Below are 26726 nucleotides of genomic sequence, written 5' to 3'. Positions count from 1 at the left end.
TCGGCAATCGCAGGCAAAGGGGAACTCAGGCACGCCGCGGCGCCAGGCGCGCCACTTCGGCCACCAGCTGGCGCGCCAGCGTCAGCTTGTCGGCGGCGGGCAGTTCGGTCTCGCCGCCTTCGTGCACCAGCACGAGGGCGTTGTGGTCCTGGCCGAAGGTCGACGGCCCGTGGTTGGCCACGATGAGCGGGATGCCCTTGCGCAGGCGTTTGGCACGCGCGTGCTCGAGCACCTTCTCGCTCTCGGCAGCGAAGCCCACGCACCAAGGGCGCTGGGCCTCGGGCAGGCGCGCCACGGCCGCCAGGATGTCGGGGTTCTCGGTCATCTCGAAGGCCGGCACGCGTCCGCTGCCGTCCTTCTTGAGCTTCTGCTCGGCCACGGCCGCCGGGCGCCAATCGGCCACGGCGGCAGTGGCGATGAAGAGCTCGTGCGCGGGCGCCAGCGGCAGCACGGCGTCGAACATCTGCTGCGCGCTGCGCACGTTCAGGCGCTGCACGCCGCGCGGTGTGGGCAGGTGCACGGGGCCGGCCACCAGCGTCACCTGCGCGCCGGCCTCGGCCGCGGCGTGGGCGATGGCAAAACCCATCTTGCCGCTGCTCAGGTTGGTGAGGCCGCGCACGGGGTCCAGCGCCTCGAAGGTGGGGCCGGCCGTCACCAGCACGCGCCGGCCGGCCAGGAGCTTGGGCTGGAAGAAGGCGATGAGTTCGTCGCGCAGCTCTGCAGCTTCGAGCATGCGGCCGTCGCCCACCTCGCCGCAGGCCTGGTCGCCCGGGGCCGGGCCGAGCACGGTGGCGCCGTCGGCGCGCACCTGGGCCACGTTGCGCTGCGTGGCGGGGTGGGCCCACATCTCGCGGTTCATGGCCGGGGCCAGCAGCAGCGGGCAGCGCTCGATGGGGCGGGCCAGGCACAGCAAGGCCAGCAGTTCTCCCGCTCGACCCTGCGCCAGTTGGGCGATGAAGTCGGCACTGGCCGGCGCCACCAGCACGGCATCGGCCTGGCGGGTGAGGTTGATGTGCGGCATGTGGTTGGGCTCGCGGCCGTCCCACTGGTTCGTGTAGACCGGGCGCCCGCTCAGGGCCTGCATCGTGGCCACGGTGATGAACTGCAGCGCGGCCTCGGTCATCACCACCTGCACGGTGGCGCCGGCCTTGGTGAGCTCGCGTGTCAGCTCGGCGGCCTTGTAGCAGGCCACGCCGCCCGACAGCCCCAGCACGATGTGTTTGCCCTGCAGGGCGGCGGCTTCCAGCATGGGGCGCGACTCTAGCAGCCGCACGACACGAGCCAACCCGCGACAAAGGCCACGTTGGCGGGGAGTGCATCGCCGCCTGAATTTTCAGGAATTACTGAACTTTCACTAGACTCAGGCTCCTCCGAAATCGGCCGATAAGCTCTCATGTCGCAACTCTCGCCCCTCGTCAGCGCCTTCGTCGGCCATTTCGGCGAAATGGGCAGCCGCTGGGGCATCAACCGCACCGTCGGTCAGATCTATGCGCTGATCTTCGTCGCGCCCGAGCCGGTGCACGCCGACGAGATCGCCGAGAAGCTGGAGTTCAGCCGCAGCAACGTGAGCATGGGCCTGAAGGAACTGCAGGCCTGGCGGCTGGTGAAGCTGCGCCACTTTCCAGGTGACCGGCGCGAGTACTTCGAAGCGCCCAGCGACGCCTGGGAGATCTTCCAGACCCTGGCCGCCGAGCGCCGCCGTCGCGAGATCGAACCCACGCTGTCGATGCTGCGCAACGCGCTGCTGGAGCACCCCGCCACCGAGGCCGACCGCATCGCCCAGGAGCGCATGAAGGGCATGCACGACCTGATCGAACTCATGACCACCTGGTTCGACGATGTGCAGCGCCTGGACCAGCAGACCCTCTCGCAACTGATGAAGATGGGCTCGAAGGTGCAGCGCCTGCTCGAGTTCACCGGCAAGCTCAAGCCCACCCCCACCAAGGACATCGCCTGATGGACGCCCTGATCCTGGCCCGCATGCAGTTCGCGGCCAACATCACCTTCCACATCCTCTTCCCGACGATCACGATCGCACTGGGGTGGACGCTGCTCTTCTTCCGCCTGCGCTGGCTGAGGACCCGCGACGACGCCTGGCTGATGGCCTACCGCTTCTGGACCAAGGTGTTCGCGCTCAGCTTTGCGCTGGGCGTGGTCAGCGGCATCACCATGAGCTTCCAGTTCGGCACCAACTGGCCGGGCTTCATGGAGCGCGTGGGCAACGTGGCCGGGCCGCTGCTGGGCTACGAGGTGCTGACGGCATTCTTCCTGGAAGCCACCTTCCTGGGTGTGATGTTGTTCGGCCACGGCAAGGTGAGCGAGCGCGTGCACCTCATCGCCACCTTCCTGGTGGCTTTCGGCACGACGATGAGCGCCTTCTGGATCCTGGCGCTGAACTCGTGGATGCACACGCCTGCGGGCTACGAGATCCGCGGCGGCGAGTTCTTCGTCACCTCCTGGCTGGAGGTGATCTTCAACCCCAGCTTCCCCTACCGCCTGGTGCACGTGCTGCTGGCCTCGGGCCTGACGGTGGCCTTCGTGCTGGCCGGGGTGAGCGCCTGGCAACTGCTCAAGGGCAAGGCCAACGCCAGCACCCCCAAGGTGCTGCGCGCCGGGCTCACGCTGGGCGCGGTGCTGATCCCGCTGCAGATCCTGGCCGGCGACTTCCACGGCCTGAACACGCTGAAGCACCAGCCGCAGAAGGTGGCGGCCATGGAAGGCGTGTGGGAAACCGAGAAAGGCGCCCCGCTGCTGCTCTTCGCCGTGCCCGATGAAACCACGCGCAGCAACCACTTGGAGATCGGCATCCCGAAGCTGGCCTCGCTGATCCTCACGCACGAGCTCGATGGCGAGATCAAGGGCTTGAACGACTTCAAGTCGACCGACACCGCCAAGGGCTACAACCACCCGCCCGTGGCGCCGGTGTTCTACGGCTTCCGCGTGATGGTGGGCGCCGGCCTGCTGATGCTGGCCTTCAGCTGGGTGGGCCTGTGGCTCTACCGCCGCCGCGCCTGGGTGGCTGAAAAGCTGCCGCGGCCGCTGCTGTGGGGCCTGGCGGGCATGACCTTTTCCGGCTGGGTGGCCACGGTGGCCGGCTGGTACGTCACCGAGATCGGCCGCCAGCCCTACATGGTCTACGGCCTGCTGCGTGTGGACGAGGTGGTGGCCAGCGTGCCCAGCCCGATGATCGCGCTGACGCTGGCGCTCTACGTCACCGTCTACCTCGGCCTCATCGTGGCCTACGTGGGCGTGGTCAAGTACATGGCCGAGAAGCCGGTGGAGATGCCCGGCAGCCCCGCCGCCCAGCCCGCGGCGACTTTGGGGGCCGCATGAGCTGGGGCGAAGCCCTGCCGGTCGTCTTTCTGGCCCTGATGGGCCTGTCGATGCTGGCCTACGTGGTCCTCGACGGCTACGACCTCGGTGTGGGCCTGCTGCTGCACCGCGCCACCGACGACCAGAAGGACACCATGATCTCCAGCATCGGCCCCTTCTGGGACGCCAACGAAACCTGGCTGGTGCTGGGCGTGGGCATCCTGCTCATCGCCTTCCCGAAGGCGCACGGCATGGTGCTGACGGCGCTGTACCTGCCGGTGGCGCTGATGCTGGTGGGGCTGATCCTGCGCGGCGTGGCCTTCGATTTCCGTGTCAAGGCGCAGGCGGTTCACAAGCCGCTGTGGAACTTCGCCTTCTTCGCCGGCTCGGGCCTGGCGGCGGTGTCGCAGGGCTGGATGCTCGGGCGCTACATCACCGGGCTGCAGGAGGGCTGGCCGTTCATGTTGTTCGCGGGCGTGATCGCCCTGCTGCTGCCGGCGGCCTATGTGCTGCTGGGCGCGGGCTGGCTGATCATGAAGACCGAAGGTGAACTGCAGCAGCACGCGGTGAAGTGGGCCAAGCTGGCCTGGGCACCCGTGGTGGCGGGCATGGGCCTGATCAGCCTGGCCACGCCCGTGGTGAGCGAGACCGTGCGCTCGCGCTGGTTCACGATGCCCGAGTTCATCGCACTGCTGCCCATCCCGCTGATGACGCTGGCCGCGCTGGTGGCCGCGCGCGCGGTGCTCAACAGCAAGCAGGTGCTGGGCCGGCTGTGCTGGGCGCCCTTCGTGGCCGTGGTGTCGGTCTTCCTGCTCGGGGCCATCGGGCTGGCCTACAGCCTCTTCCCCTACGTGGTGATCGACCGCCTGACCATCTGGCAAGCCGCCAGCGCCACCGAGAGCCTGGCCGTCATCGCCATCGGCTGTGCCATCACGGTGCCGGCGATCGTGGGCTACACGATCTTCAGCTACCGGGTCTTCTGGGGCAAGGCGCGCGAGCTTTCCTACGCCTGAGCGCGTTTCCGGTTGCGGCGGCTCACGCCGCCGCGCCGTGGCACTTCTTGAATTTCTTGCCGCTGCCGCAGTGGCAAGGGTCGTTGCGGCCGGGCGTGGCCTCCACGCGCCGCGTCTCGGTCTTGGGTGCGAAATCCACCCAGAACAGGCGCAGGTCCTGCACCGACATGCAGGCCTCGGCGAGCAGGTCGTCACGCGTGGGCTCGCCTTCGCCGGCCTTGGGATAGTGCTCGGCCACGTGGGCCTTCCACTCCTCGCTGCCCGGCGGCATCAGCAGCGCCGCGATCTGGTCGAAGGCCTGCTTGAAGAGCACCGAGGCGTCTTCGTGCGGCGGCTCTTCCCACAGCGCCGGGAAAGCCGCCACGCCGTCGAAGAAGCCTTCGGCCCACAGCCCGCCGGTCTGCACCGCCTGGGCTTCTTCGGCCGAAAGCGCGCCTTCGTCGACCAGGCGCTGGCGGTCTTCGTCGCTCACCTCGCCGATCAGCGGGTCCAGGCGCAGCTGGTCGGGGTCGTCGAGCAGCGCCTCGGGGTCGAGCTGGTCGCACAGCACCTTCAGACGCGCTGCGAGCGCGGCCTGCGCCGGTTCGGCCGATGCGGGGTCGGCGAAAGCGCGCTCGAAAGCATCACCGCACATCGCGGGCAGCCACGCTTCCACCGCAGGCAGGCGCGGCGCGGCGGCGATGGCGGCAAGGAAGCCGTCCACCCACTCGAAGCTGATCTCGGGGTTGAAGCCGGCCAGGGCCTCGACGGTCTTGTCGAAGGCCTCAAGTTCGGCAGGGCTGCTCTGGCGGGGGGGCCTGGGGTTCATGGTGCGGGCGAGGGTTCTTGGGAAGGGAGTGACAGCGCGGGCGGGCGCGGGTGCAGCCGCGCCATCGCGTGGACGTCGGCGTAGACGCCGTCGCGCAGCGCGTAGGCACGGTGCGTGCCTTCGTGGCGGAAGCCGAAACGTTCGTACAGCCGGATGGCACGCGCGTTGTCGGTGAAGACGGTCAGTTCGATGCGCAGGATCTGCGCCCAGCCATCGGCGTAATCGCACAGCGCTTGCATCAGGGCACTGCCGACGCCGCAGCCCTGGGCCGCGGGCACCACGCTGATACCCAGCATGGCAGCGTGGCGCCGGCGCAGTTGCGGCATGGGGTGCAGGCCGGCGCTGCCCACCACCACGCCGGCCTGCTCCGCCACCAGCTGCAGGTCGGGCCGGTCGGGGTCGGCTGCCGCTTCCAGGCGCTTGCGCCACAGCGCCTCGCTGGGCAGTGGCAGCTGCATCAGGTTGGCGTAGACACCCGGCTCACCCATCATGCGGGCGAAATCCGCGGCGTCGTCGGGCCGGGCGCGGCGCACATGGATGGGGGGGATTTCTGGCATGAAGCGCGGGCAATGCGTGGCGAAAACGCCACCCGGAGTGTCCCACGCCACGTCTTGTCACGAAAATGGAACGTCTTGCGAGGACCATGCCGGGGCACGCTTCTTGCGAACCGGCGCAGCACAGCCGGGCGGCAACGTCAAGGCGGATTTCTTCGGACGAGCGAGCGCACCGGCCACCGCGCCGGAAGCGGCGAGTTCGTCGCATAGTTGTTTCACACGATCGCGACCCGCCTGCAGCGGGTCTCCTTTCATTTCAGAGGGCTGACTACACATGAACAACCGGGACTGGATGGGCTTTTCACGCACCGCCTTGGCCGCCGCCGTGGCCATCGTTGCCGCGGCACCCGCCTTTGCACAGAACACGACGGCCAGCCTGGGCGGCCTGATCGTCGGTGGCGACGGCAAACCGGTGGCCGGTGCCACCGTCGTCATCGTGCACGTGGAGTCGGGTTCGACCAACACGGTCACCACCGATGCCGCCGGCCGCTACGGCGCCCGCGGTCTGCGTGCAGGCGGCCCCTACACCGTGACCATCACCAAGGGCAGCCAGACCGAGAAACGCGAAAACGTCTTCCTGAACCTGGCGGAAACCGGCTCGCTGAACGCCACGCTGGGCGGCACGCAGACCATCGTGGTCACGGGCCGCGGCGTGAACGAGCGCTTCAACAGCAGCGCGATGGGCTCGGGCACCAACCTGGGCAGCCGCGAACTGGCGGCCCTGGCCTCCATCCAGCGCAACCTGCAGGACTACGCCCGCACCGACCCGCGCCTGGCCCAAACCGACAAGGAACGCGGCGAGATCAGCGCCGCCGGCCAGAACACGCGCTTCAACAGCATCACGATCGACGGCGTCACCACCAACGACACCTTCGGCCTGGAAGCCAACAACCTGCCGACGATCAAGCAGCCCATCTCCATCGATGCCATCCAGTCGGTGCAGGTGAACCTGAGCAACTACGACGTCACGCAGAAGGGCTACACCGGCGCAAACATCAACGCCGTCACCAAGAGCGGTACGAACGACTTCAAGGGCAGCGTCTACTACGTGTGGCGTGACGACGGCCTGGTGGGCAAGCGGTACAACCGCAGCACCGACACCTACTTCGACGCCCCGGCCTTCGAAGAAAGCACCATCGGCTTCACGCTCGGCGGCCCGATCATCAAGGACAAGCTCTTCTTCTTCGCCAGCTACGAAGAGCTGAAGAGCTCGCGCTCGCGGCCCACCAACGGCCCCATTGGCAGCGCCAGCACCAACGTCGGCATCACGCAGTCGGCCATCGACCAAGCCATCGCCATCGCGCGCAACACCTGGAACTTCGACGCCGGCACCTCCACCGTGCCCGACGGCCTCGAAGTCTCGGTGAAGGACACGCTGCTGAAGCTGGACTGGAACATCAACGACAACCACCGCGCCAACATCCGCTACACGAAGACCGAGCAGCTCGAGCCCAACCTCGTGGGCTTCAGCGGCACGGGTCTGTCGCTGAGCAGCTGGTGGTACAACCAGGCGAAGACGATCGAGAGCGTGGTGGGCCAGTGGTTCGCCGACTGGACGCCCGACCTCAGCACCGAGCTGAAGATCTCGCAGCGCAACTACGACAGCGCGCCCACGCCCGTCAACGGCGTGCGCCTGCCGGCCATCGGCCTGCGTTTCAACGGCCCCGCGGGCGCTGGCGAGACCTTCAACACCGGCAACCGTTTCCTGAACATGGGCACGGAGCTGAGCCGCCACTTCAACGTGCTGGGCACCGAGACCACAGACATCTACGCCGGTGCCGTGTGGAACCTGGGCAAGCACGAGCTGAAGTTCGGCCTGGACTACGCCAACAACGAGGTCTACAACGCCTTCCTGCAGAACGTCAACGGCAACTACACCTTCGCCTGCGAACCCGGTGCCTACAGTTTCGGCACCGTGACGGCCTGCGGCAGCGGCACCGCCGCCGGCAGCTATCGCCCCACGGGCGCACTGCCCACCAGCACGCCGATCGACATGACGGCGGCGCAGCGTGAACTGACCGTGCTGGAGAACTTCCAGCGTGGCACGCCATCGGCCTACAGCGTGCAACTGCCGCTGGCCGGCCGCACCCTTGCCGACGGCGTGGCCACCTGGAGCTACGCCAACACCGGCCTGTTCGTGCAGGACACCTTCAAGGTCACCGACAAGCTGAACATCATGTTCGGCATCCGTGTCGACCAGAGCAGCGTGCCGGAGACCCCGCTGTTCAACAGCACCGTCGCCCAGCCTCTGGTGGCCGGCAGCGTGACGGGCGCAAACACCGTGACGCGCAACACCGGCGGCTTCGGCGAGCGCAACGACCGCACGCTGGACGGTACCAACCTCGTGCAGCCGCGCTTCGGCTTCAACTGGAATCTGGGCACCGCCGAAACCCGCATGCAGCTGCGCGGCGGTTTCGGCCTGTTCCAGGGTGCCGCTGCCAACGTGTGGCTGAGCAACCCGTTCAGCAACACCGGCATGGCCGTGGGCACCTACAGCTGCACCTCGTTCACGAACTGCGCCACCGCCAACGCCCGCTTCAACCCGAACCCGGCCGCCCAGCCGGCGCTGACGGGTCAGCCGCCGGCGCCCAACGTCGACCTGATCTCCAGCGACCTCGAGCAGCCGTCTGTGGTGAAGGTCAACTTCGCGTTTGACGCCGAACTGCCCCCGCTGCCGGTGGTGGGCCGCTTGACGGTGGGCGCCGAAGTGCTGCGCATCCAGAACAAGGCCGGCATCTACTACCAGCACCTGAACCTGGGCGGCCAGACCGCCACGGGCTCTGACGGCCGCAAGCTGTTCTACACGCCGCAGACCTACAGCTCGGCCTGCTGGAGCGGCAGCAACTTCAGCACCACGGGCGCCTGCGCGGGCTCGCGCAATCGCGCCCTCAGCAACGCTGCCTTCAACAACGTCATCATCGCCCGCAAGACCGACCAGGGTTACAGCGAAGCCGTGACGCTGTCGGTCGGCCAACCGACGAACCTGGGCTTCGGCTGGAACCTGGCCTACACGAAGACGACGGCCAAGGAAGTGAGCCCGCTCACCTCCTCGACCTCGAATTCGAACTGGAACGGCAAGAACAGCTTCGACCCCAACGAAGAGGTGCTGCAGAACAGCAACTACCTCGTCAAGGACCGCGTGAGCGCCAGCTTGACCTGGGCCAAGGCCTTCGTCGGCAACTACCGCACCTCGGTGGGCGTGTTCTACGAGGGCCGCCGCGGCAAGCCCTACAGCTGGACCTACATCAACGACCTGAACGGCGACGGCATCAACGGCAACGACCTGATGTACATCCCGTCGGCCCCGGGTTCGGGTGAAGTGGTGTTCCGCGGTGGTGCCACCGAAGAAGCGCGTTTCTGGGAGATCGTGAACGCCAACAGCGCCCTGGCTGCAGCCAAGGGTGGCGTGGTGGGCCGCAACAACAGCTTCGCGCCCTGGGTGAACAACTTCGACGTGCGCTTCAGCCAGGAGATGCCGGGCTTCATGAAGGGCCACAAGACGACCTTCACGCTCGACATCCTGAACTTCGGCAACCTGCTGAACAAGAGGTGGGGTCGCATCGACGAGATCGGCTTCCCGTCGAACCGGAGCTTCGTGAACTTCAACGGTCTGGACAACGGCCGCTACGTCTACAGCCTGGGCACGCTGGAAGACTTCGTCACGCGCCAGCAGGCCGGCGAATCGCAGTGGGCCGTGCAAGCCACGCTGCGCTACGAATTCTGAGATCCGGGTCTCGGGATGACACAAGGGGCCTTCGGGCCCCTTTTTCATGGCCGCCGCGCGCGCACGGCTGGCGCGTATCCTCCGCGCCGATGAACGCGACCCCCACCACCGCAGCCGCCTGGGTGCAGGCCGGTTTCCAGGCCCAGCAGCAGGGCTTCCTCGAACAGGCCGAGGCGGCTTACCAGCAGGCACTGCAGCTGCAGCCCGAGCACCCCGCGGCGCTGCAACTGCTGGGCGGCTTGCGGCGCCGGCAGGGCGATGTCGTTCAGGCCGAAGCCCTGCTGCGCCGCTCGCTGCAGGCCGACGCCCGCCAGCCGCATGTGTGGAACAACCTCGGCAACCTGCTGCTGGCCACCCAACGCCCCGAGGAAGCCCTGGCCGCCTATGCCCAGGCCCTGGCACTGCAGCCGGTTTATGCCGACGCGCACTACAACCGCGCCCGCGCCCTGCACAGCCTGGCGCGCCTGCCCGAGGCCGCCGAGAGCCTGAACGCCGCGCTGGCCGCCGCGTCGCAGCCCACGCTGGCGATGCTGCAGCTGCACGCACAGATCGAAGGAGATGCCGGGCATCTCGATTCGGCCCTGCGCACACTGGACAAAGCCCTGGCCGCCGCGCCCGAGCACCTGGGCCTGCTGCACAACCGCGCCGTGCTCTTGCAGCGCCAGCACCGCCATGCCGAGGCCCTGGCCACGCACGACCGTGCCGCCACGCTGGGCCTGGACGCCGCCGACGCGCACTACAACCGCGGCAACTCGCTGCAGAGCCTGGGCCGGCATGGCGAGGCCTTGGCGGCCTACCGGCAGGCGCTCTCGCGCGAGCCTGCACACGCGCTGGCGCTTTACGACTTGGCCCGCCTGCGCTGGCGCCTGGGCGAAACCGACTTCGATGCCGAGCTGCGCGCGGCGCAGACCGCGCCCGCCGCCCCGCCCGCGCTGGCCGGCGTGCACGGCCACCTGCTCTGGCGCGCCGAACGCCACGCCGAGGCCGCCGAGGCCTACGCCCGCGCCGCCACCGCCCTGCCCCAGGCCGCCGGCCTGCAGGACGGCCTGGCGCGCTGCCTGGTGCGCCTGGGCGAGGTGGAGGCCGGCCTGGCCGCGCACGCCCGCGCGGTCGCCCTGGCGCCGCAAGACGCCGAGCTGCACACCAACCACGCCGCCAGCCTGCTGGTGGCCGGTCGGCCCGACGCCGCGCTGGCCGCGGCCGAGGCCGCCTGCACCCACAACCCCGCCCACCAGCATGCCCAGGCCCTGCGTGTGCTGGCCTGGCGGCTCCTGGGCGGCCTGCACGCGGCCCGCGCCGACTGGGCCGACGACCCGCAGCGCCTGGTGCAGGCCTTCGACCTCGAAGCGCCGCCGGGATTTGCCGACATGGCGAGCTTCAATGCCGCGCTGGCGGCCGAGCTGCAGCGCCTGCATGCAGACCGCCAGGCGCCCATCGACCAGACGCTGCGCGGCGGCACGCAGACCGTGGGCAACCTCTTCGACCAGCAACATCCGCTGGTGGAGGCGCTGAAGGCCCGCATCAGCGAGGCCGTGCAGCGCTACATCGAAGGCCTGCCGTCCGATGCACAACACCCTTTCCTCTCGCGCCGGCCGTCGGCGGCGAGCCACTGGCGCTACACCGATTCGTGGTCATCGAAGCTGCGCAGCCAGGGCTTCCACACCGACCACGTGCACCCGCACGGCTGGGTGAGTTCGGCCTACTACGTGAGCGTGCCCCCGGCGTGCCGCAACAGCAGCACACGCGAAGGCTGGCTGCGTTTCGGCCGGCCCGATCTGCCGCTGCCCGGGGTGAACAGCGACAGCCTCGTGCAGCGCGAGCTGCAGCCGCAGCCCGGCCGGCTGGTGCTGTTCCCGTCGATGACCTGGCACGGCACCCGGCCCTTCGAGGACGCGGCCGAGCGGCTCACCATCGCCTTCGACGTGATGCCGGTCTGAGCGGGCCGCGCTGATCGCCCAAAGCACAACGGGCGCCGTGGCGCCCGTTGTCATGGGTGCGGCGTGCCGCCTGCGATCAGAGCTTGCCGGCCACCCAGCCCGCCACGCTGGCCAGCGCCGCCGGCAGCGCCGCGGCGTCGGTGCCACCGGCCATGGCCAGGTCGGGCTTGCCGCCGCCCTTGCCGCCCACCTGCTGGGCGACGAAGTTCACCAGTTCGCCGGCCTTCACCTTGGCCGTGCTGTCGGCCGTCACGCCAGCAGCCAGCTGCACCTTGCCGCCGTCCACCACGGCCAGCACGATGGCGGCGGTCTTGAGCTTGTCCTTGAGCTTGTCCAGCGTCTCGCGCAGGGTCTTGGCGTCGGCGCCTTCCAGCACGGCGGCCAGCACCTTCAGGCCCCGGATCTCGACGGCCTGCGCCATGAGCTCGTCGCCCTGCGAAGAAGCCAGCTTGCTCTTCAGCGCGGTGACTTCCTTCTCCAGCGCGCGCAGCTGCTCCAGCACCGTGGCCACGCGGCCCGGCACCTCGGCCGGCGTGGCCTTCAGCAGCGTGGCCACCTGGGCCAGGTTCTTCTCGGTCTCGCCGATGTAGGCCAGCGCGTTGTCGCCCGTCACCGCTTCCACGCGGCGGATGCCGGCGGCCACGCCGCCTTCGGCGACGATCTTGAACACGCCGATGTCGCCCGTGCGCTGCACATGCGTGCCGCCGCAGAGCTCGCGGCTGCTGCCGATGTCGAGCACACGCACCTCGTCACCGTATTTCTCGCCGAAGAGCATCATCGCGCCGGTCTTCTGCGCTTCTTCCAGCGGCAGCACACGCGCCTGCGTGGCGGCGTTGGCGAGGATCTCGTCGTTGACGATCTTCTCGATCTGCGCCACCTGCTCGTCAGACACCGGCGCGTTGTGCGCGAAGTCGAAGCGCGTGCGCTCGGCGTTCACCAAGCTGCCCTTCTGCTGCACGTGCGCGCCCAGCACCTCGCGCAGCGCCTTGTGCATCAGGTGCGTGACGCTGTGGTTGCGCATGGTCTTGGCGCGCTGCGCGGCGTCCACGCGGGCCACGAAGGTGTCACCCACTTCCAGCTCACCTTCCAGCACGCGGCCCTGGTGGCCGTGCACGCTGGCCGTCACCTTCACGGTGTCTTCCACAGCCACGCGGCTGCGCGTGTTGCGCAGCTCGCCGGTGTCGCCCACCTGGCCGCCGCTTTCGGCATAGAAAGGCGTGTGGTCGAGCACGATGACCACGTCGTCACCGGCGCGCGCCTTCAGCACCTGCGTGCCTTCGACGTAGATCGCCACCACCTTGCTGTGCTCGCACACCAGGTGCTCGTAGCCGTGGAAAGCCGTGGCCGCACCGTCGTAGGCCAGGCCCGCGGCCACCTTGAACTTGGCGGCGGCGCGTGCGTTTTCGCGCTGGCGGTTCATGGCGGCGTTGAAGCCGGCTTCGTCGACCTTCACACCGCGCTCGCGGCACACGTCGGCCGTCAGGTCGAGCGGGAAGCCGAAGGTGTCGTGCAGCTTGAAGGCCGTGTCGCCGTCGATCACCGGCGCCTTGGCGAGGGCATCTTCCAGCATCTGCATGCCGTTGGCGATGGTCTGGAAGAAGCGCTCTTCCTCGACCTTCAGCACCTCGGTCACGCGCAGCGCGTCGCGCTTCAGTTCGGGGTAGGCCTCGCCCATCTCGGCGGCCAGCGGGGCCACCAGGGTGTGGAAAAAGGGCTTGCGCGCGCCCAGCTTGTAGCCGTGGCGGATGGCGCGGCGCGCGATGCGGCGCAGCACGTAGCCGCGGCCTTCGTTGCCGGGGATCACGCCGTCCACCACCGTGAAGCTGCAGGCGCGGATGTGGTCGGCAATCACCTTCAGGCTGGGGCTGCTGGCGTCGCAGTCGTTGCCGGCGGCGCCACTGCGGTCCACGGCCTGCTTGGCCGCAGCCAGCATGGCCTGGAAGAGGTCGATCTCGTAGTTGCTGTGCACGTGCTGCAGCACCGCTGCCAGGCGCTCCAGGCCCATGCCGGTGTCCACGCTGGGCTTGGGCAGCTTGTGCATCACACCGTCTTCGGTGCGGTTGAACTGCATGAAGACGTTGTTCCAGATCTCGATGTAGCGGTCGCCGTCTTGTTCGGCGCTGCCGGGCGGGCCGCCAGCGACCTCGGGCCCGTGGTCGTAGAAGATCTCGCTGCACGGGCCGCACGGGCCGGTGTCGCCCATCATCCAGAAGTTGTCACTCATGTAGCGGCCGCCCTTGTTGTCGCCGATGCGCACGATGCGCTCGGCGGGCAGGCCGATGTCCTTCAACCAGATGTCGTAGGCCTCGTCGTCTTCGGCGTAGACCGTGGCCCAGAGCTTCTCTTTCGGCAGCTTGAAGTGCACCGTCAGCAGTTCCCAGGCGTAGGCGATCGCGTCCTTCTTGAAGTAGTCGCCGAAGCTGAAATTGCCCAGCATCTCGAAGAAGGTGTGGTGGCGCGCGGTGTAGCCGACGTTGTCCAGGTCGTTGTGCTTGCCGCCGGCGCGGATGCACTTCTGGCTGGTGGTGGCGCGCGTGTAGCTGCGCTTGTCGAAGCCCAGGAACACGTCCTTGAACTGGTTCATGCCCGCGTTGGTGAACAGCAGCGTCGGGTCGTCGCCCGGCACCACGGGGCTGCTGGCCACGATGGTGTGGCCCTTGCTCTCGAAGAACTTCAGGAAGGTGGAGCGGATCTCGGAGGCTTTCATGGCGCGCGGTGCCGTCTGAAGGAAAGAGGCGAATTCTAGGGTTGCCGCCCGTCACAGCCCTGCGCGCCGCCAAGCGCCAGAATGGGCCCCATGGACACCCCCACCTCCCCGCTGGCCCTGCTCGAAGACCCGGGCCTGCTCAAGACCGAAGCCCTCATCGGCGGCGCCTGGGTCACCGGCCAGGACGTGCAGGCGCGTTTTGCCGTCACCGACCCCGCCACCGGCGCCGAACTGGCCCAGGTGGCCAAGCTGGGGCCGGTGGACTGCGCCGCCGCCATCTCGGCCGCCGAGAAGGCCTGGCCGGCCTGGCGCGCGCGCACCGCGAAGGAACGCGCCGCGGTGATGATGAAGTGGTTCCAGCTGCTGCACCGCCACGCCGACGACCTGGCCCGCATCATGACGGCCGAGCAGGGCAAGCCCCTGGCCGAGGCGCGCAGCGAGGTGATCTACGGCGCCAGCTTCATCGAGTGGTTTGCCGAAGAAGCGCGCCGCGTCTACGGCGAGACCATCCCCACCACCGACAACAACAAGCGCTACCTGGTGCTGAAGCAGCCCGTGGGCGTGTGCGCGGCCATCACCCCGTGGAACTTCCCCATCGCGATGATCACGCGCAAGGTGGCACCGGCTTTGGCCGCGGGCTGCCCGGTGATCATCAAGCCGGCCGAACAGACGCCGCTGAGTGCCTTGGCCGTGGCCGAACTCGCGCAGCGCGCGGGCATGCCGGCGGGCGTGCTGAACGTCATCACCGCCGATGCCGAGAACAGCATCGAGATCGGCAAGGTGCTGTGCAGCTCGGACGTGGTGCGCCACCTGTCCTTCACCGGCAGCACCGAGGTGGGCCGCATCCTCGCGCGGCAGAGCGCCGGCACCGTCAAGAAGCTGAGCCTGGAGCTGGGCGGCAACGCGCCCTTCATCGTCTTCGACGACGCCGATCTCGACAGCGCCGTGGACGGCGCGCTGGCCAGCAAGTACCGCAACGCAGGCCAGACCTGCGTGTGTGCCAACCGCATCTATGCGCAGGCGGGCATCCACGACGCCTTCGTCGAGAAGCTCGCAGCCAGGGCCGCGGCCATCACCGTCGGCAACGGCTTCACGGCCGGCGTGATGCAGGGCCCGCTGATCGACGACGCGGCCATTGCCAAGGTGGAAGCCCACGTGGCCGACGCGCTGGCCAAGGGCGGCCGGCTGGTGCTGGGCGGTGAACGCGACGCCACGCTCGGCGGGCGCTTCTTCACGCCCACGGTGATTGCCGGCGTGACGGACGAGATGCTCTGCGCCCGCGAAGAGACCTTCGGCCCCGTGGCGCCGGTGTTCCGCTTCGAGACCGAGGCCGAGGTGATTGCCGCGGCCAATGCCACCGAATTCGGCCTGGCCAGCTACTTCTACAGCCGCGACATCGGCCGCATCTTCCGCGTGGCCGAGGCGCTGGAGTACGGCATGGTGGGCATCAACACCGGGCTCATCAGCACGGCCGAGGTGCCCTTCGGCGGCGTGAAGCAGAGCGGCCTGGGGCGCGAAGGCGCTCGCCAGGGCATCGACGATTACGTCGAGCTGAAATACCTCTGCCTGGGCGACATCCTGAAGTGAGGCGGCGCTGCCTCAGGCCCGGGCCTCAGGCGTCTTCGTCGTTGGCCGCGGCGGCCGGGCCACGCTCGGTGCGCACCGCATAGCCTTCGCGGCCCACGGTGCCCACCGAGTTCGCCTGCGCGATGGCGCGCTGCAGCAGGCTCTGCGCGTCCTTGCCATGGGCCGGGAAGAGCGCGATGCCCACGCTGGCCTGCACCGGGCAGGGCTGCCCTGCCACCACCAGCGGCTGCTGCAGCGTGCGCAGCAGCTTGGCGGCCACGCGCTCCCCATCGGCCTGCGCTTCCAGGTGGCCCAGCAGCACGCCGAAGGCATCGGGGCCCACCGCGGCCACCACGTCGCCCGCACGCAGGCCGGTGCGCAGGCGCACGGCCACCTTGCGGCGCAGCACGTTGGCGGCCTCGGCGCCCAGGCGCGTGGCGGCGGCGGCATAACCCTCCACACGCAGCACAAGCAGCACCATGGGCGCGGGCACACGCTCACGCAGCGCGAGCAGCTGCGTCATGTGTTCGAGCAGTTGCGCCTGATGCGGCAGGCCGGTGGCCAGATCGGTGGCATAGGCGTTGCGGGCCTGGCGCTCGTGGCGCTTGCGCAGCACGGCCTGGCGCACGGCGCGCGGCAAGGCGGCTTCATCGGCCGGCAACAGCGCTTCAACGCCCAGGCTGAGCAGGGTGTCTTCGGCCGCGGTGTCGACCGGGGTGCCTGCGGGGCCGAGCACGACCAGGGCGTGGTCGAAGGCCAAGGGGGGCAGGTCGCTGCGACGCAGCAGCGCAGCCAGCGCAGCGGCATCGGGGGCCCACAGCAGCACGGCATCGGCGCCGTGGGCCGGGCTGCCCTCGGGGCGCTGCGAGACGTCGAAGCCCGCGGCCTGCAGTGCGCTCACGCAGCCCGGCGCCGAAGGGCCGAGCACCAGCACGCTGAGCGGGGCGAGGGACATGGAGCGGGTGAAGGGAATCAAAACCTGGTGGGGAATGTGGCGAGTTGCCGTTCTGGCGCCGCACGACACCCGCTTTCAGATGGACTTTACCGCACGGTGCGCCAGGTCCATGGCACGGCACAGCCTGCTTTCGACGTCCTGGTCGCATCCAAGGCAGTTGGCACACGCCCCTGCACGTGGCCGGCGTGTGCACGAGGCCGACCGCAGGCGCATCGCGAGCCGGCAGCGCAGCACCTGGACGGCATCAACTACCGCGCTCACCAGAAAAAAGCTGAGCCGCTGCGCCCGCTGGCGCCTCCAGACTGAAGCCTCGCCCATCAAACACGCCACGAGGGCAGGCGTTCAGCCCTGCCGATGTGGCGTTGATGTTGCGCCGGGGCCCGGGCGGGCACCGGCTCGGAGACCCGGCGTCAGGCGCGGCGGCGGCGGCCGGCGAGTCCGATGCCCGCCAGAGCCAAGCCCACCAGGGCCAGCGAGCCCGGTTCCGGCACCGCATTGCCTTCGTACTCGATCACGGAACCCCAGCGCCAAGCGCTCGCCGTGGCATCGTTCCACTTGCCCTTCTGGGAGAACTGGAAGAAGTGCAGGGCCGACGGCGTCGGGTCGAAATTGGGCTCGCCTGGGTTCCAGTTGGTGTAGCTGAAGGCTTCGCCAGTCACCCACTCGAAATTGGAGTTCGGCGACGACTTCGAAGCACCCAACCAGAAGCCGAACTGCGAGCCCGAACCGAAGGCCAGGTTCGACAGGTTCTGCTCCAGAAAGCTCTGCTCGGCCTGCGAAGTGATGGTCACCAGGTGACCTCGCTTGCCGTTGTATGTCATGGCCTCGGCCGCGGCCTTGGCGTCAGCCCAGTTCAACAGCGTGGTGTTGATGTCGTAGTAGTGGCCGTTGGCGGGGTTGAAAATGGGCGCGGCTTGCGCGCCGCTGGCCGCGAGGCCCGCCACCACCAATGCCGCTTGGGCCGCCGCACGCACGATCTTCTGAACCGGTGTCATTGTCTTGTTCCTGACCGGCTGCACCCAACGTGCAACCACGCAGGCTGCTCAGCAATGCCCGTGCCCAAGCGGCAAACCGCTTTAAAAACAATCGCTTATAGGTGCGCGCCACGAATCAAGGCGCCGGATGTAAACGCGTCCGACAGCGCCGCGCTTCCAGCGCAGCCAAGGCGCGCGCTCCGTGGCGCCGGCCCCAGAAAAACAAATGGGACCTGAAGAGGTCCCTGGTGGGCGGCCTGCGCCGGCGTGACACGACCCGATCGGGGGTCGGTGGAGCGGGTGAAGGGAATCGAACCCTCGTATGAAGCTTGGGAAGCTGCCGTTCTACCATTGAACTACACCCGCAGCGCCGCGCAGTTTAACGCGAAGGCGGGGCCGCCCTTGGGGCGGCCCCGCGGGCGCTTCAAGCGCCCACCCGCCTCACTTCGGCACCGACACCGGCGCGGCCGGCAGCACCGCACCGCCCGGGCCGGCGCTGAAGGTGAGCGGGCTCACGGCCGCCTGCTGGCCCACGCCCGGCTTGCTCCAGTCGCACACGCCGGTGCTGAACACGGCCTGCAGGCGCGCCCACTGCGCGTCGCTGAAGGTGCCGGCGGCGTAGTCGGTGCGCACCAGCGGCTTGAGCTGGCACTTGAGCACGTCTTCAGCACGCGGCCCGCCTGCGATCTGGCGCGGCGAGAAGGTCGGCTTCAGGTAGGGGTCGGCATCGCAGGTAGCGGCGTTGGTCACCTTCACCGTCTGCGTGGCGTCGCTCGGCAGGATGCAGAAGTCGGCCGCGCCGGCCGGCTTGGCGCTGCGCACCTTGGCCTCGATGGAGGCCGCGCTGGTGTCGGCCTTCAGCGTGGTGAGCCACTGGTCCATCGTGAGGAAGGCGTCGAAGGCCATCGTGCCCGGGGGCGTGAGGCCCGTGCGTGCGAAGCGCCAGAGCGCCTGGTTGTTCGCGTTGCCGGCCTCGGCCACGATGCGGTCGCGGATGCCGAAGCTGAACCACTGGTGGTGGATGGGGATCTGGTTCGGCGTGTAGCCCGGCGGCAGGTTCTCGGCGATGTTGCTGTCATCCCAGCCACGCATGTCGATGATGGCGGTCTTGGCCAGTTGGCGGCCGCTGGCCACGATGCCCGAGCGGTAGGCGATGGGCAGCGCATCCGCATCGGCCACGCTGCGCTCGGCGCGCGGGGTGCTGTCGCGGTCGATGCCGCCGACGAGTTCGTTGATGGTGACGAACTCCTCGGCGCTGATGGCGCCGGTCTGCAGCGCCTTCAGGCCGTACTGCACGCCGACGTTGTCGCGCGTGTCCTTCGCGGCCGGCGAACCCGTGACCTTGCCCCAGATCGACTCGCCCCAGCTCCACGCGTTGCAGCGCGGCAGGTTGGCGGTTTCGGTCGGGCGGGCCGGGTCGTAGACCGCGCTGTTGGGCAGCTCGCAGTTGTTGGTGGCCGTGGGCTGCTGGAAGATGGCCCCGGTGACGTTGTTGGCCACCAGGCGCTGGTTGTAGAGCCCGGCGCGGCCGTTGCTGCCGAAGGCGTTGTACCAGGCGTGGCACGCGCTCTGGTCGGGGTGGCCGTTGATGGCCGCCTTGCGCGCGTTTATCTGCGCCTGCGTCAGGCCGGCCTGCAGCGCCAGCCAGCCCGGCTTCTGGTAGGCCTCGACCAGCACCACGCAATCGCCCACTTCCATCGAGGTGGTCTCGGAGTCGGGGTAGGTGCAGGTGGTGGTCACGCCGTCCAGCAGGCCCGGCATGATGGAAGCGGCCATGTTGGAGTTGATCGAGCCGCCAGAGCAGCCGCTGCCGATGGTGAACTTCACCGGGCCGTAGGTGTCGGTGATGTGCTCCTTCATCATCATCACCGTCTCGCTCATCATCACGCGATTGGAATTGCGTGCCGAGTCGGTCATGCTGTTGGCCACCACCATCACGCCACGGCGCAGCTGCAGGTCGCTGCCTGTCCAGGCGGTGGCAGGGCGGGCCTGGCGGCGCGGTTGGCCGGTGCTGGCGCCGAAGTTGAAGACGACCTTGCCGTTCCAGCCGGCCTGCGGGGCCAGCGCGTTCCAGCCCTGGGCCGGGTTGTGCAGCACGGCGATGTCGTAGATGCCGCGGTTCATGGTGCCGCGCTCCACGCGCACGATGTAGGGCACGGTGACACCGGCGTCGGTGGTGGTAGTGGCCATGTCGGCCGGCGTGGTGCCTGCCGTGTAGGGCTTGAAGCACAGATTGGCCGGCGGTGTGGGGTTGGCCGGCACGGTGGTGGCCGTGGGCGCCATGGCCGCGGTGGCATCGGGCAGGCCCAGGCTGCAGCCGGCGGTGGTGCTGCGGTAATAGAGCTTGAATTCCGTGGCGATGTTGCAGTTGGCGTCGGGCGCACCGCTCAGGCCGCTGGCGTTGCTGGCCGGCACGATGCCATTGACCACCTGCTGCACAGGCGTGGCGCAGTAGAAGGGCTTGATCTGCGCGCCAGAGAACACGGGGCCGTGGCGCGGTGCGTTGGTCACCGTCAGCGCAGCGGGGCGCGTGTTCAACGTGGCGGCGGTGATGACGTTGGCGCCATCGGCCAGGCCCGTGACCACGCCGCGGTAGGTGCCGTCGGCCTGCAGTTGGAAGGCGCTGGTGACATCACGCCCACCCACGTCCACGCGCAGGCCGTCGGTGCGGCCGCCGGCCGGCAGCACGATCTGCAGGGTGACGTCGCCGCCGCTGACCATGTCGGCGCGGTTGCTGGTGGCGCGGATCTCGACCGGGTCGGCTTCGTAGTCGCTGTTGCAACCGGCCAGCGTGAGCGCAGCCGCCGCGGCCACGCAGGAAAGAACCGGCCAACCACGATGGCGCCCGGGGGTGGGGGTGTGCATGTCTTGTCTCCAGCTTGTTGTGGGTACAGCGCGCGGTGGCATGTGCAGGTGGCACACGGCCGCGTGAGCCCTGCGGGGAACACCGCAGCGGCGCGGCCCATGCTATGCAGCCGCCGCCGGTGCGTGATGCGGCACAACCCGCAGTCCCCAAGGTGACACGGCCGCACGCGCCGCACGGGCCGCGCCACTAAACTCGCGCCCCCATGCTGCCCCCAGACGCCCCTCAAGACTCGACCCCGCCGGACGCGGAAGACACCCCCAGCCCGAAGCACCGCCCGCTGCGCAGCTTCGTGCTGCGCGCCGGGCGCATGGGCACAGGGCAGCTGCGCGCGCTGGAGACCCTGGGCCCGCGTTTCCTGCTGCCCTACCGCGCCGAGTTGCTGGACCTCGACGCCACCTTCGGCCGCCGTGCGCCGCGCGTGCTGGAGATCGGCTTCGGCATGGGCGACGCCACCGCGCAGGTGGCCGCGGCGATGCCGGGCACCGACTTCATCGGCGTGGAAGTGCACGCGCCCGGCGTGGGCGCGCTGCTCAAGCACATCGGCGAGAGAAATCTGCAGAACCTGCGCCTGCTGCAGCACGATGCGGTGGAGGTGATGACCCACATGCTGCCGCCGGCCAGCCTGGCAGGCGTGCACATCTGGTTCCCGGACCCGTGGCACAAGAAGCGCCACAACAAGCGCCGGCTCATCCAGCCGGCGTTCATCCAGCAGCTCGTCACGCGCATCGCCCCGGGCGGCTACCTGCACTGCGCCACCGACTGGCAAGACTATGCCGAGCGGATGCTGGCCGTGCTGGGCGCCGAACCGGCGCTGCAGAACACCGCAGACGCTGGCGGCCCGGGCTACGCGCCGCGGCCCGACTGGCGGCCGCTGACCAAGTTCGAGAACCGCGGCCTCAAGCTCGGCCACGGCGTGTGGGACCTGGTCTACACACGCCGCGGCTGACGCGGCGGCAGCCTCAGACGATCCAGTGCGCGCGGAACTCGCGCGCGTAGGCGGCGAAGCTGCGCGGGGCGCGGCCGGTGATGCGCTGCACCGCGTCGGTCTGGCGCTCTGAGTAGCCCGCAGCGAAGAAGCCCAGGATCATCACCAGGAACTCGGCATAGGGCCCGGGAAGGCCGGCGCCCAGCAGGCCCTGCAGCATGGCCTCGGGCGGGATCTCCTGGTAGCGGATGTCGCGGCCGGTCTCGCGCGCCAGCACCGCGGCCACTTCGTCGTGGTTCAGGGTTTCGCCGCCGGTCAGGTCGAAAGCCTGGTTGGCGTGGGCATCACCCAGCAGCAACTCGGCCGCCACGTCGGCGATGTCGCGCGCGTCGATGAAGCTGCCGCGCGCCGTGCCGGTGGGCAGCAGGATGCGGCCCTGCTCGCGCAGGCCGTGCAGCCAGAAGGTGTGGAAGTTCTGCATGAACCAGTTCGGCCGCACCGTGTTCCAGGCGATCCCGGAGGCTTCCAGCGCCAGCTCGGCCTTGCGCAGCGGCGTGTCGGGCGCGGCGTCGGCGCCCATGGCCGTCATCAGCACCACCTTCTGCACGCCGGCGGCCTTGGCCTGCGCGATCAGCGGCAGCAGCAGGTGGTCTTGCGGCACGTAGCCCGGCGGCGCCATCAGGAAAGCGCGCTGCACGCCTTCGAAGGCGGCGGCCAGGCCCTGGCCTTTCAGCACGTCGATCTGCACCTGGTCGGCGTGGGCGGGCGCGCGGCTGGTGGCCTGGCGCACGGTCTGGCCGCGCGCCTGCAGGTTCTGCACGAGCGCGCTGCCGACCGTGCCGCTGGCGCCGATGACGAGGTTCTGGTGGTTCATGGTGGGGGTTCCCGTGGAGAAGATTGGACAGGGCGCCAGCTTAGGCAGCGCCCATCTGAACCAGAATGCCTGCTGATTCAGCTTTCATGTTCAGAAGTACAATTCATTGAACCCAAGAACCTGAAATCTTCATGGACTTGCTCAGCGACATCCTCCAGCAGGCCGGCCTGCGCCGCCGCCTGCTGGATGCCCACGCGCTGCCGGCCACCGGCGCGCTGCAGTTCCCTTGCGAGCGCAGCATCGGCTTCCATGTCGTGACGCAAGGGCCGGTCTTCATCCACACCATGCCGGGCGACACCCCGCTGCGGCTGGACAGCGGCGACATCGCGCTGATGGCCCGCGGCTGCCGCCACCTGCTGGCCTGCACCGAGACGCTGCCGGCCTCAGCCGCCCCGCAGGTGGTGGCCGTGCCGCCGGTGCTGGCCGGCCCGCCGGTGGTGGCCACGGGGCCGGCGGTCGTCAGCGGTGCCTGGCAGTTGTGGAACGACCCGCTGCACCCGCTGTTCGCCGAACTGCCGGCCTGGCACGTGCTGCGCGCCGAGGTGCTGCCGCGGCTGAGCCCGCTGGCCTTGACCGTGGCCCTGTTGACGGCCGAGGTGCGCGAGCGCGGGCTGGGCTCGCAATCGGTCATCCACGGCCTCTTCGACGCCGCCTTCGCCTTGCTGCTGCGCGAGGTGGTGGCCGAACTCGGCCGCAGCGGGCAGGGCTTCAGCCACGCGCTGGCCGACCCGCGCGTGCGCCAGGCGGTGGAACTGCTGCACACCGACACGCGCCGGCCGTGGACGCTGGACAGCCTGGCGCGCGCGGTGGGCCTCTCGCGCACGGCGCTGGCCGAGAAGTTCCGCAGCGCGATGGGCGACACGCCGCTGAACTACCTGCGCGGCCTGCGCATGCAGCAGGCCATGCGCCTGCTCAGCGACAGCAACCGCCCGCTGGAGGCGGTGGCCGCCGAGGTGGGCTACCAGGACGCCTTCAGCTTCTCGAAGGTGTTCAAGCGCACCGTCGGCCTGGCCCCGCGCGACTTCCGGCGGCAGGACACCGCACTGGCGTTCTGAGAACGCCGGGGCCTCAGGCGGCCCAGGTCACCACGCCGGTGTAGGCCGTGGCCAGCACGATGAGGCCGAAGACGATGCGGTACCACGCGAAGATGGTGAAGTCGTGCGTGGAGACATAGCGGATCAGCCAGCGGATGCACAGCAGCGCGCTGAAGAAGGCCATCACCAGGCCCACCGCGAACATGGGCAGGTCGGCCATGCTCAGCAGGTGGCGCTGCTTCAGCACCGAGTAGGCGCCGGCGGCCATCAGCGTGGGGATGCCGAGATAGAAGCTGAACTCGGTGGCGCACTTGCGCGAGAAGCCCAGCACCATGCCGCCGATGATGGTGGCGCCCGAACGGCTGGTGCCCGGGATCAGCGCCAGGCACTGGATGAGGCCGATCTTCAGGGCGTCCATCGTGCTCATGTCGTCCACCGTCTCGACGCGGGCGCGGCGCGCGCCTTCGAGATCGCGGTCACCGTACTTCTGCCGGTGCCAGCGTTCCACCCAAAGGATGATCAGCCCGCCGACGATGAAGGCCATGGCCACCGGCACGGGCTTGAACAGGTGGGCCTTGACCATGGAGCCCAGCAGCAGCCCGAAAACCGCAGCGGGGATGAAGGCGACGACCACGTTGCGCGCGAAGCGCTGAGCCACGGGGTCGTGGGTGATGCCACGCACGGTGCCCAGCAGGCGCACGCGGTACTCCCAGATCACCGCGAACATGGCGCCGGTCTGGATGGCCACGTCGAAGACCTTGACGGTCTCGCCGGTGAAGTTCAGCAGCGAGCCGGTGAGGATCAGGTGCCCGGTCGACGAGATCGGCAGGAACTCGGTGAGCCCCTCCACCACGCCCATGATGGCGGCCTTGATGAGCAGCAGAAGATCCAAGGGGTGGGCTCCGGAGGGCGGGTAAGCGCGAGGGGCGCGATGATAGCCAGCGCCCCGGCGGGAATCGGCGTTTCAGCGCGCTGGCAGGGGCTTGAGCCGCACTTCCAGGCCCTCGGCCGTGACGGCCACCGCATCCGGCACCACCCCCAGGCGCTGCAGCCGGGCGGCCTGCTCGCCTTCCAGCCGGTACAGCGTGCTGTCTTCCAGCATGCGCCGGGCCAGGGCAGCGCCCAGCCGCTCCACGGCGGCGGCGCTCAGGGCCGAGGGCTCGTCGGCGCGCAGTTCCTGCACCTGCACCTGGGCCAGGCGCACGGTCTGGTCGGCCGGCTCCCAGCGCAGCGCTGCCTCGAAACGCAGGCGGCCCTGCCAACGGCCCGAAAGCAGGCGCTCACGCACGCGCAACGGCACTTCGGCGGCCACGCGGTTGCGCTCGGCCAGCAGCTGCAGGCGCGGCACCTCGGCCGTGACGTCGAACACCTCCAGCAGCGTGCGTTGCTGCGGGAACTGGCGCGCGACCAAGGCTTGCACCTCGGCCTGGCTGAAACTCAAGCTGCGGGGCGCGGGCAGCAGCGCGCAGGCACCCAGCCCTGCACCCAGCCCCAGGACAGCAGCGCCTGCGGTGACCAGCAAGAAACGACGGTTCATGGCACGGAGTTTAGGTGGGCACCCCGCGCAGCCCGCGACACGGGGCGCACCGGCCCGGGGCGCTCCGCCTTGACCGGGCCGGGAGCGGCGCGTAGCATTACTGACCGATCAGTCATTAAATGAAAACCAAAGCCCCGGCCGAGCCCGCCACCCGCCAGCGCCGCAAGGAGGCGCGCCCGCAGGAACTGCTGCAGGCGGCGCTGGAGCTCTTCGTGGAGAAGGGGTTCGCCGCCACGCGCTCGGAAGAAGTGGCGCAGCGTGCCGGCGTCAGCAAGGGCACGCTCTACCTCTACTACCCCAGCAAGGAAGAGCTCTTCAAGGCGGTGGTGCGGCAGAACCTGTCGAACCTGATCGCCGAGGGCCAGGAGATGGCGGGCCAGTTCGAGGGCAGCAGTTCCGAGTTGCTGGGCTGCCTCTTGCAGACCTGGTGGGACCGCTTCGGCAGCACGCCGGCGGCCGGCATCCACAAGATCGTGCTCGCCGAGGTTCGCAATTTCCCGGAACTGGCGCAGTTCTACACCGACGAGGTCATCCTGCCCGCCGATGCGCTGTTCAGCGGCTGCGTGCAGCGCGGCATCGCCCGCGGCGAGTTCCGGCCCATGCCGGTGCACGAGGTGGCCCAGGCCTTGATCGCACCGATGATCTTCATGGCCGTGCACCGCCATTCCTTCGGCTGCTGCCCGGTCAACGGCGGCGTCGACATCGACCCGGCCGCGGTGCTGAAAACGCACTTGAACCTGGTGCTGCAGGGCCTGGAAGTGCGCGGGGCGCCCGCATGAGCCGCCGCGCCTGGGTGCTGGGGGCTGCGGTGGCCCTGCTGGCCGCCGCCGCAGCCGTGATTGGGGTGAAGCGGCCTGCAGGCACGGCGCCGGCTGCAGCAAGCGCTGCCGCCAAGGCGGCCTCAGCCCCGGCCATGCTGCTGGCTGCTGGTGACGTGGCCCGCGCAGACCGCGCAGAACTGGGCACCTTGCTGCAACTCTCCGGCGGCCTGCGGGCGGTGGACAGCGCGATGGTCAAGGCCAAGGTGGCCGCCGAGGTGAGACAGCTGAACGTGCGCGAAGGCGACCGCGTGCAGGCCGGCCAGTTGCTGGGCCGGCTGGACGCCACCGAGGTGCAACTGCGCCTGCGCCAGGCGCAGGACAACGTGGCCGCCGCGCAGGCACAGGTGGACACCGCGCAGCGCAGCTTCGAGAACAACCGCGCGCTGGTGGGGCAGGGCTTCATCTCGCGCAACGCGCTCGACACCTCGGCCAACACCCTGGCCGGCGCGCAGGCCTCGTTGCAAGCCGCGCGCGCCGCGGCCGACCTGGCGAAGAAGGCCGTGGCCGACACCGAGATCCGCGCACCCATCGGCGGGCTGGTGGCGCAGCGCCTCGTGCAGCCGGGCGAACGCATCGCCATCGACGGGCGCCTGGTGGAGATCGTCGACCTCGGCCGCATCGAACTGGAAGCCGCCGTCGCGCCCGAAGACGTGCTGCACCTGCGCGTGGGCCAGGCGGCGCGTGTGTTCATCGACGGCCTGCCCGAGCCCGTGGCCGCGCGCGTGGCCCGCATCAACCCCAGCGCGGTGACCGGCACGCGTTCGGTGCTGGCCTACCTGGCCCTGGCCCCAACCGAGGGGCTGCGCCAGGGCCTGTTCGCGCGCGCCACCGTGCAGATGCAGAGCCGCACGGCGCTGGTGGTGCCGGCCTCGGCCGTGCGCGACGACCAGGCCCGGCCCTACGTGCTGGCGGTGGAGGGGGGCCTGGCCGTGGCCCGCACCGTGAAGCTGGGCGCGCGCGGCGAGGTGCTGCTGGCCGGCCAGCGCGAAAACGCGGTGGAGGTGCTGGAGGGCCTGGCCCCGGGCACCGTGGTGCTGCGCGGCACCGTGGGCGCCTTGCGCGCCGGCACGCGCGTGCAGTTGCCGGCCCCTGCCGCATCGGCCAACGCAACCCGCTGAA

The 26726-nt window shown here is 69.4% G+C and carries 20 protein-coding genes and 1 tRNA gene; 10 read left to right on the top strand and 11 right to left on the bottom strand.

Translation table 11 applies throughout. From position 1 onward, the window contains the following. Positions 1 to 25 precede the first annotated feature (25 nt). Positions 26 to 1249: a bifunctional phosphopantothenoylcysteine decarboxylase/phosphopantothenate--cysteine ligase CoaBC gene (gene coaBC, locus EOE66_RS18240; RefSeq protein ID WP_128230146.1), complete on the bottom strand. Its 1224-nt coding sequence runs from the start codon at positions 1247 to 1249 to the stop codon at positions 26 to 28. Positions 1250 to 1393: 144 nt separating this feature from the next. On the opposite strand from coaBC, the gene EOE66_RS18235 reads away from it, so the two are divergent. Genes EOE66_RS18235 through EOE66_RS18225 form a run of 3 tightly spaced genes read left to right on the top strand, consistent with a single transcriptional unit; the run spans position 1394 to position 4325 of the window. Further along, positions 1394 to 1957, top strand: coding sequence for a GbsR/MarR family transcriptional regulator (locus tag EOE66_RS18235; protein ID WP_128230145.1), 564 nt, complete (start codon positions 1394 to 1396; stop codon positions 1955 to 1957). After that, positions 1957 to 3333 carry a cytochrome ubiquinol oxidase subunit I gene (locus EOE66_RS18230; protein ID WP_128230144.1) on the top strand — a complete coding sequence of 459 codons (1377 nt, stop codon included), beginning with the start codon at positions 1957 to 1959 and terminating at the stop codon, positions 3331 to 3333. The genes EOE66_RS18235 and EOE66_RS18230 overlap by 1 nt, the downstream gene beginning before the upstream one ends. Further along, positions 3330 to 4325, top strand: coding sequence for a cytochrome d ubiquinol oxidase subunit II (locus EOE66_RS18225; RefSeq protein WP_128230143.1), 996 nt, complete (start codon positions 3330 to 3332; stop codon positions 4323 to 4325). Before EOE66_RS18230 ends, EOE66_RS18225 begins: the two co-directional genes overlap by 4 nt. A gap of 22 nt (positions 4326 to 4347) precedes the next feature. Here the strand turns inward: EOE66_RS18225 and EOE66_RS18220 are convergent, their stop codons facing one another. Then, a complete protein-coding gene (locus EOE66_RS18220; protein WP_128230142.1) occupies positions 4348 to 5133 on the bottom strand; it encodes a UPF0149 family protein in 786 nt (261 codons plus the stop codon). Then, the gene (locus EOE66_RS18215) at positions 5130 to 5690 is read right to left on the bottom strand and encodes a GNAT family N-acetyltransferase (protein WP_205702732.1); all 561 of its coding nucleotides are present in this window, start codon (positions 5688 to 5690) and stop codon (positions 5130 to 5132) included. The genes EOE66_RS18220 and EOE66_RS18215 overlap by 4 nt, the downstream gene beginning before the upstream one ends. A gap of 271 nt (positions 5691 to 5961) precedes the next feature. On the opposite strand from EOE66_RS18215, the gene EOE66_RS18210 reads away from it, so the two are divergent. Then, a complete protein-coding gene (locus EOE66_RS18210; protein WP_128230141.1) occupies positions 5962 to 9411 on the top strand; it encodes a TonB-dependent receptor in 3450 nt (1149 codons plus the stop codon). Between the two features lie 89 nt (positions 9412 to 9500). Then, entirely contained in the window at positions 9501 to 11348 is a 1848-nt protein-coding gene (locus EOE66_RS18205; RefSeq protein WP_128230140.1) for a tetratricopeptide repeat protein, read from the top strand. 76 nt (positions 11349 to 11424) lie between these two features. On the opposite strand, the gene alaS is transcribed toward EOE66_RS18205, so the two are convergent. Beyond that, positions 11425 to 14055 (bottom strand): alanine--tRNA ligase, encoded by a 2631-nt coding sequence (gene alaS, locus EOE66_RS18200; protein ID WP_128230139.1) that lies wholly within the window; start codon positions 14053 to 14055, stop codon positions 11425 to 11427. Positions 14056 to 14145: 90 nt separating this feature from the next. On the opposite strand from alaS, the gene EOE66_RS18195 reads away from it, so the two are divergent. Further along, positions 14146 to 15642 (top strand): NAD-dependent succinate-semialdehyde dehydrogenase, encoded by a 1497-nt coding sequence (locus tag EOE66_RS18195; RefSeq protein ID WP_128230138.1) that lies wholly within the window; start codon positions 14146 to 14148, stop codon positions 15640 to 15642. Positions 15643 to 15667: 25 nt separating this feature from the next. Here the strand turns inward: EOE66_RS18195 and EOE66_RS18190 are convergent, their stop codons facing one another. The 4 genes from EOE66_RS18190 to EOE66_RS18175 form a co-directional block, all read right to left on the bottom strand. Further along, positions 15668 to 16576, bottom strand: coding sequence for a GGDEF domain-containing protein (locus EOE66_RS18190; RefSeq protein WP_128230137.1), 909 nt, complete (start codon positions 16574 to 16576; stop codon positions 15668 to 15670). 410 nt (positions 16577 to 16986) lie between these two features. Next, positions 16987 to 17610 (bottom strand): lectin-like protein, encoded by a 624-nt coding sequence (locus EOE66_RS18185; RefSeq protein WP_128230136.1) that lies wholly within the window; start codon positions 17608 to 17610, stop codon positions 16987 to 16989. Positions 17611 to 17842: 232 nt separating this feature from the next. Next, positions 17843 to 17916: transfer RNA gene (locus tag EOE66_RS18180), tRNA-Gly, on the bottom strand. 75 nt (positions 17917 to 17991) lie between these two features. After that, the gene (locus tag EOE66_RS18175) at positions 17992 to 20415 is read right to left on the bottom strand and encodes a DUF6351 family protein (RefSeq protein WP_128230135.1); all 2424 of its coding nucleotides are present in this window, start codon (positions 20413 to 20415) and stop codon (positions 17992 to 17994) included. A 203-nt stretch (positions 20416 to 20618) separates the two neighbouring features. Between EOE66_RS18175 and trmB the strand changes: the two genes are divergently transcribed. Further along, on the top strand, positions 20619 to 21362 hold the full coding sequence (gene trmB, locus EOE66_RS18170; RefSeq protein ID WP_128230134.1) for a tRNA (guanosine(46)-N7)-methyltransferase TrmB: 744 nt from the start codon (positions 20619 to 20621) through the stop codon (positions 21360 to 21362). A 13-nt stretch (positions 21363 to 21375) separates the two neighbouring features. Here the strand turns inward: trmB and EOE66_RS18165 are convergent, their stop codons facing one another. Continuing rightward, complete coding sequence (locus EOE66_RS18165; RefSeq protein WP_128230133.1) at positions 21376 to 22215, bottom strand: NmrA family NAD(P)-binding protein; 840 nt, start codon at positions 22213 to 22215, stop codon at positions 21376 to 21378. A gap of 131 nt (positions 22216 to 22346) precedes the next feature. On the opposite strand from EOE66_RS18165, the gene EOE66_RS18160 reads away from it, so the two are divergent. Beyond that, entirely contained in the window at positions 22347 to 23270 is a 924-nt protein-coding gene (locus tag EOE66_RS18160) for an AraC family transcriptional regulator (protein ID WP_128230132.1), read from the top strand. A 13-nt stretch (positions 23271 to 23283) separates the two neighbouring features. On the opposite strand, the gene EOE66_RS18155 is transcribed toward EOE66_RS18160, so the two are convergent. Together EOE66_RS18155 and EOE66_RS18150 are read right to left on the bottom strand one after the other, a co-directional pair. Further along, the gene (locus EOE66_RS18155; protein WP_128230131.1) at positions 23284 to 24141 is read right to left on the bottom strand and encodes an undecaprenyl-diphosphate phosphatase; all 858 of its coding nucleotides are present in this window, start codon (positions 24139 to 24141) and stop codon (positions 23284 to 23286) included. 72 nt (positions 24142 to 24213) lie between these two features. Then, positions 24214 to 24786: a DUF1439 domain-containing protein gene (locus tag EOE66_RS18150; RefSeq protein ID WP_128230130.1), complete on the bottom strand. Its 573-nt coding sequence runs from the start codon at positions 24784 to 24786 to the stop codon at positions 24214 to 24216. Positions 24787 to 24905: 119 nt separating this feature from the next. On the opposite strand from EOE66_RS18150, the gene EOE66_RS18145 reads away from it, so the two are divergent. Together EOE66_RS18145 and EOE66_RS18140 are read left to right on the top strand one after the other, a co-directional pair. Further along, positions 24906 to 25565, top strand: coding sequence for a TetR/AcrR family transcriptional regulator (locus tag EOE66_RS18145; protein ID WP_128230129.1), 660 nt, complete (start codon positions 24906 to 24908; stop codon positions 25563 to 25565). Continuing rightward, positions 25562 to 26725 (top strand): efflux RND transporter periplasmic adaptor subunit, encoded by a 1164-nt coding sequence (locus tag EOE66_RS18140; protein WP_128230128.1) that lies wholly within the window; start codon positions 25562 to 25564, stop codon positions 26723 to 26725. Before EOE66_RS18145 ends, EOE66_RS18140 begins: the two co-directional genes overlap by 4 nt. Position 26726 lies beyond the last annotated feature (1 nt).

The organism is Rubrivivax rivuli (assembly GCF_004016505.1).
In the GTDB taxonomy this organism is placed as follows: Bacteria; Pseudomonadota; Gammaproteobacteria; order Burkholderiales; family Burkholderiaceae_C; genus Rubrivivax; species Rubrivivax rivuli.
Note: the sequence above shows the minus strand (reverse complement) of the source record. Positions and strands in the feature narration are given on the sequence as shown.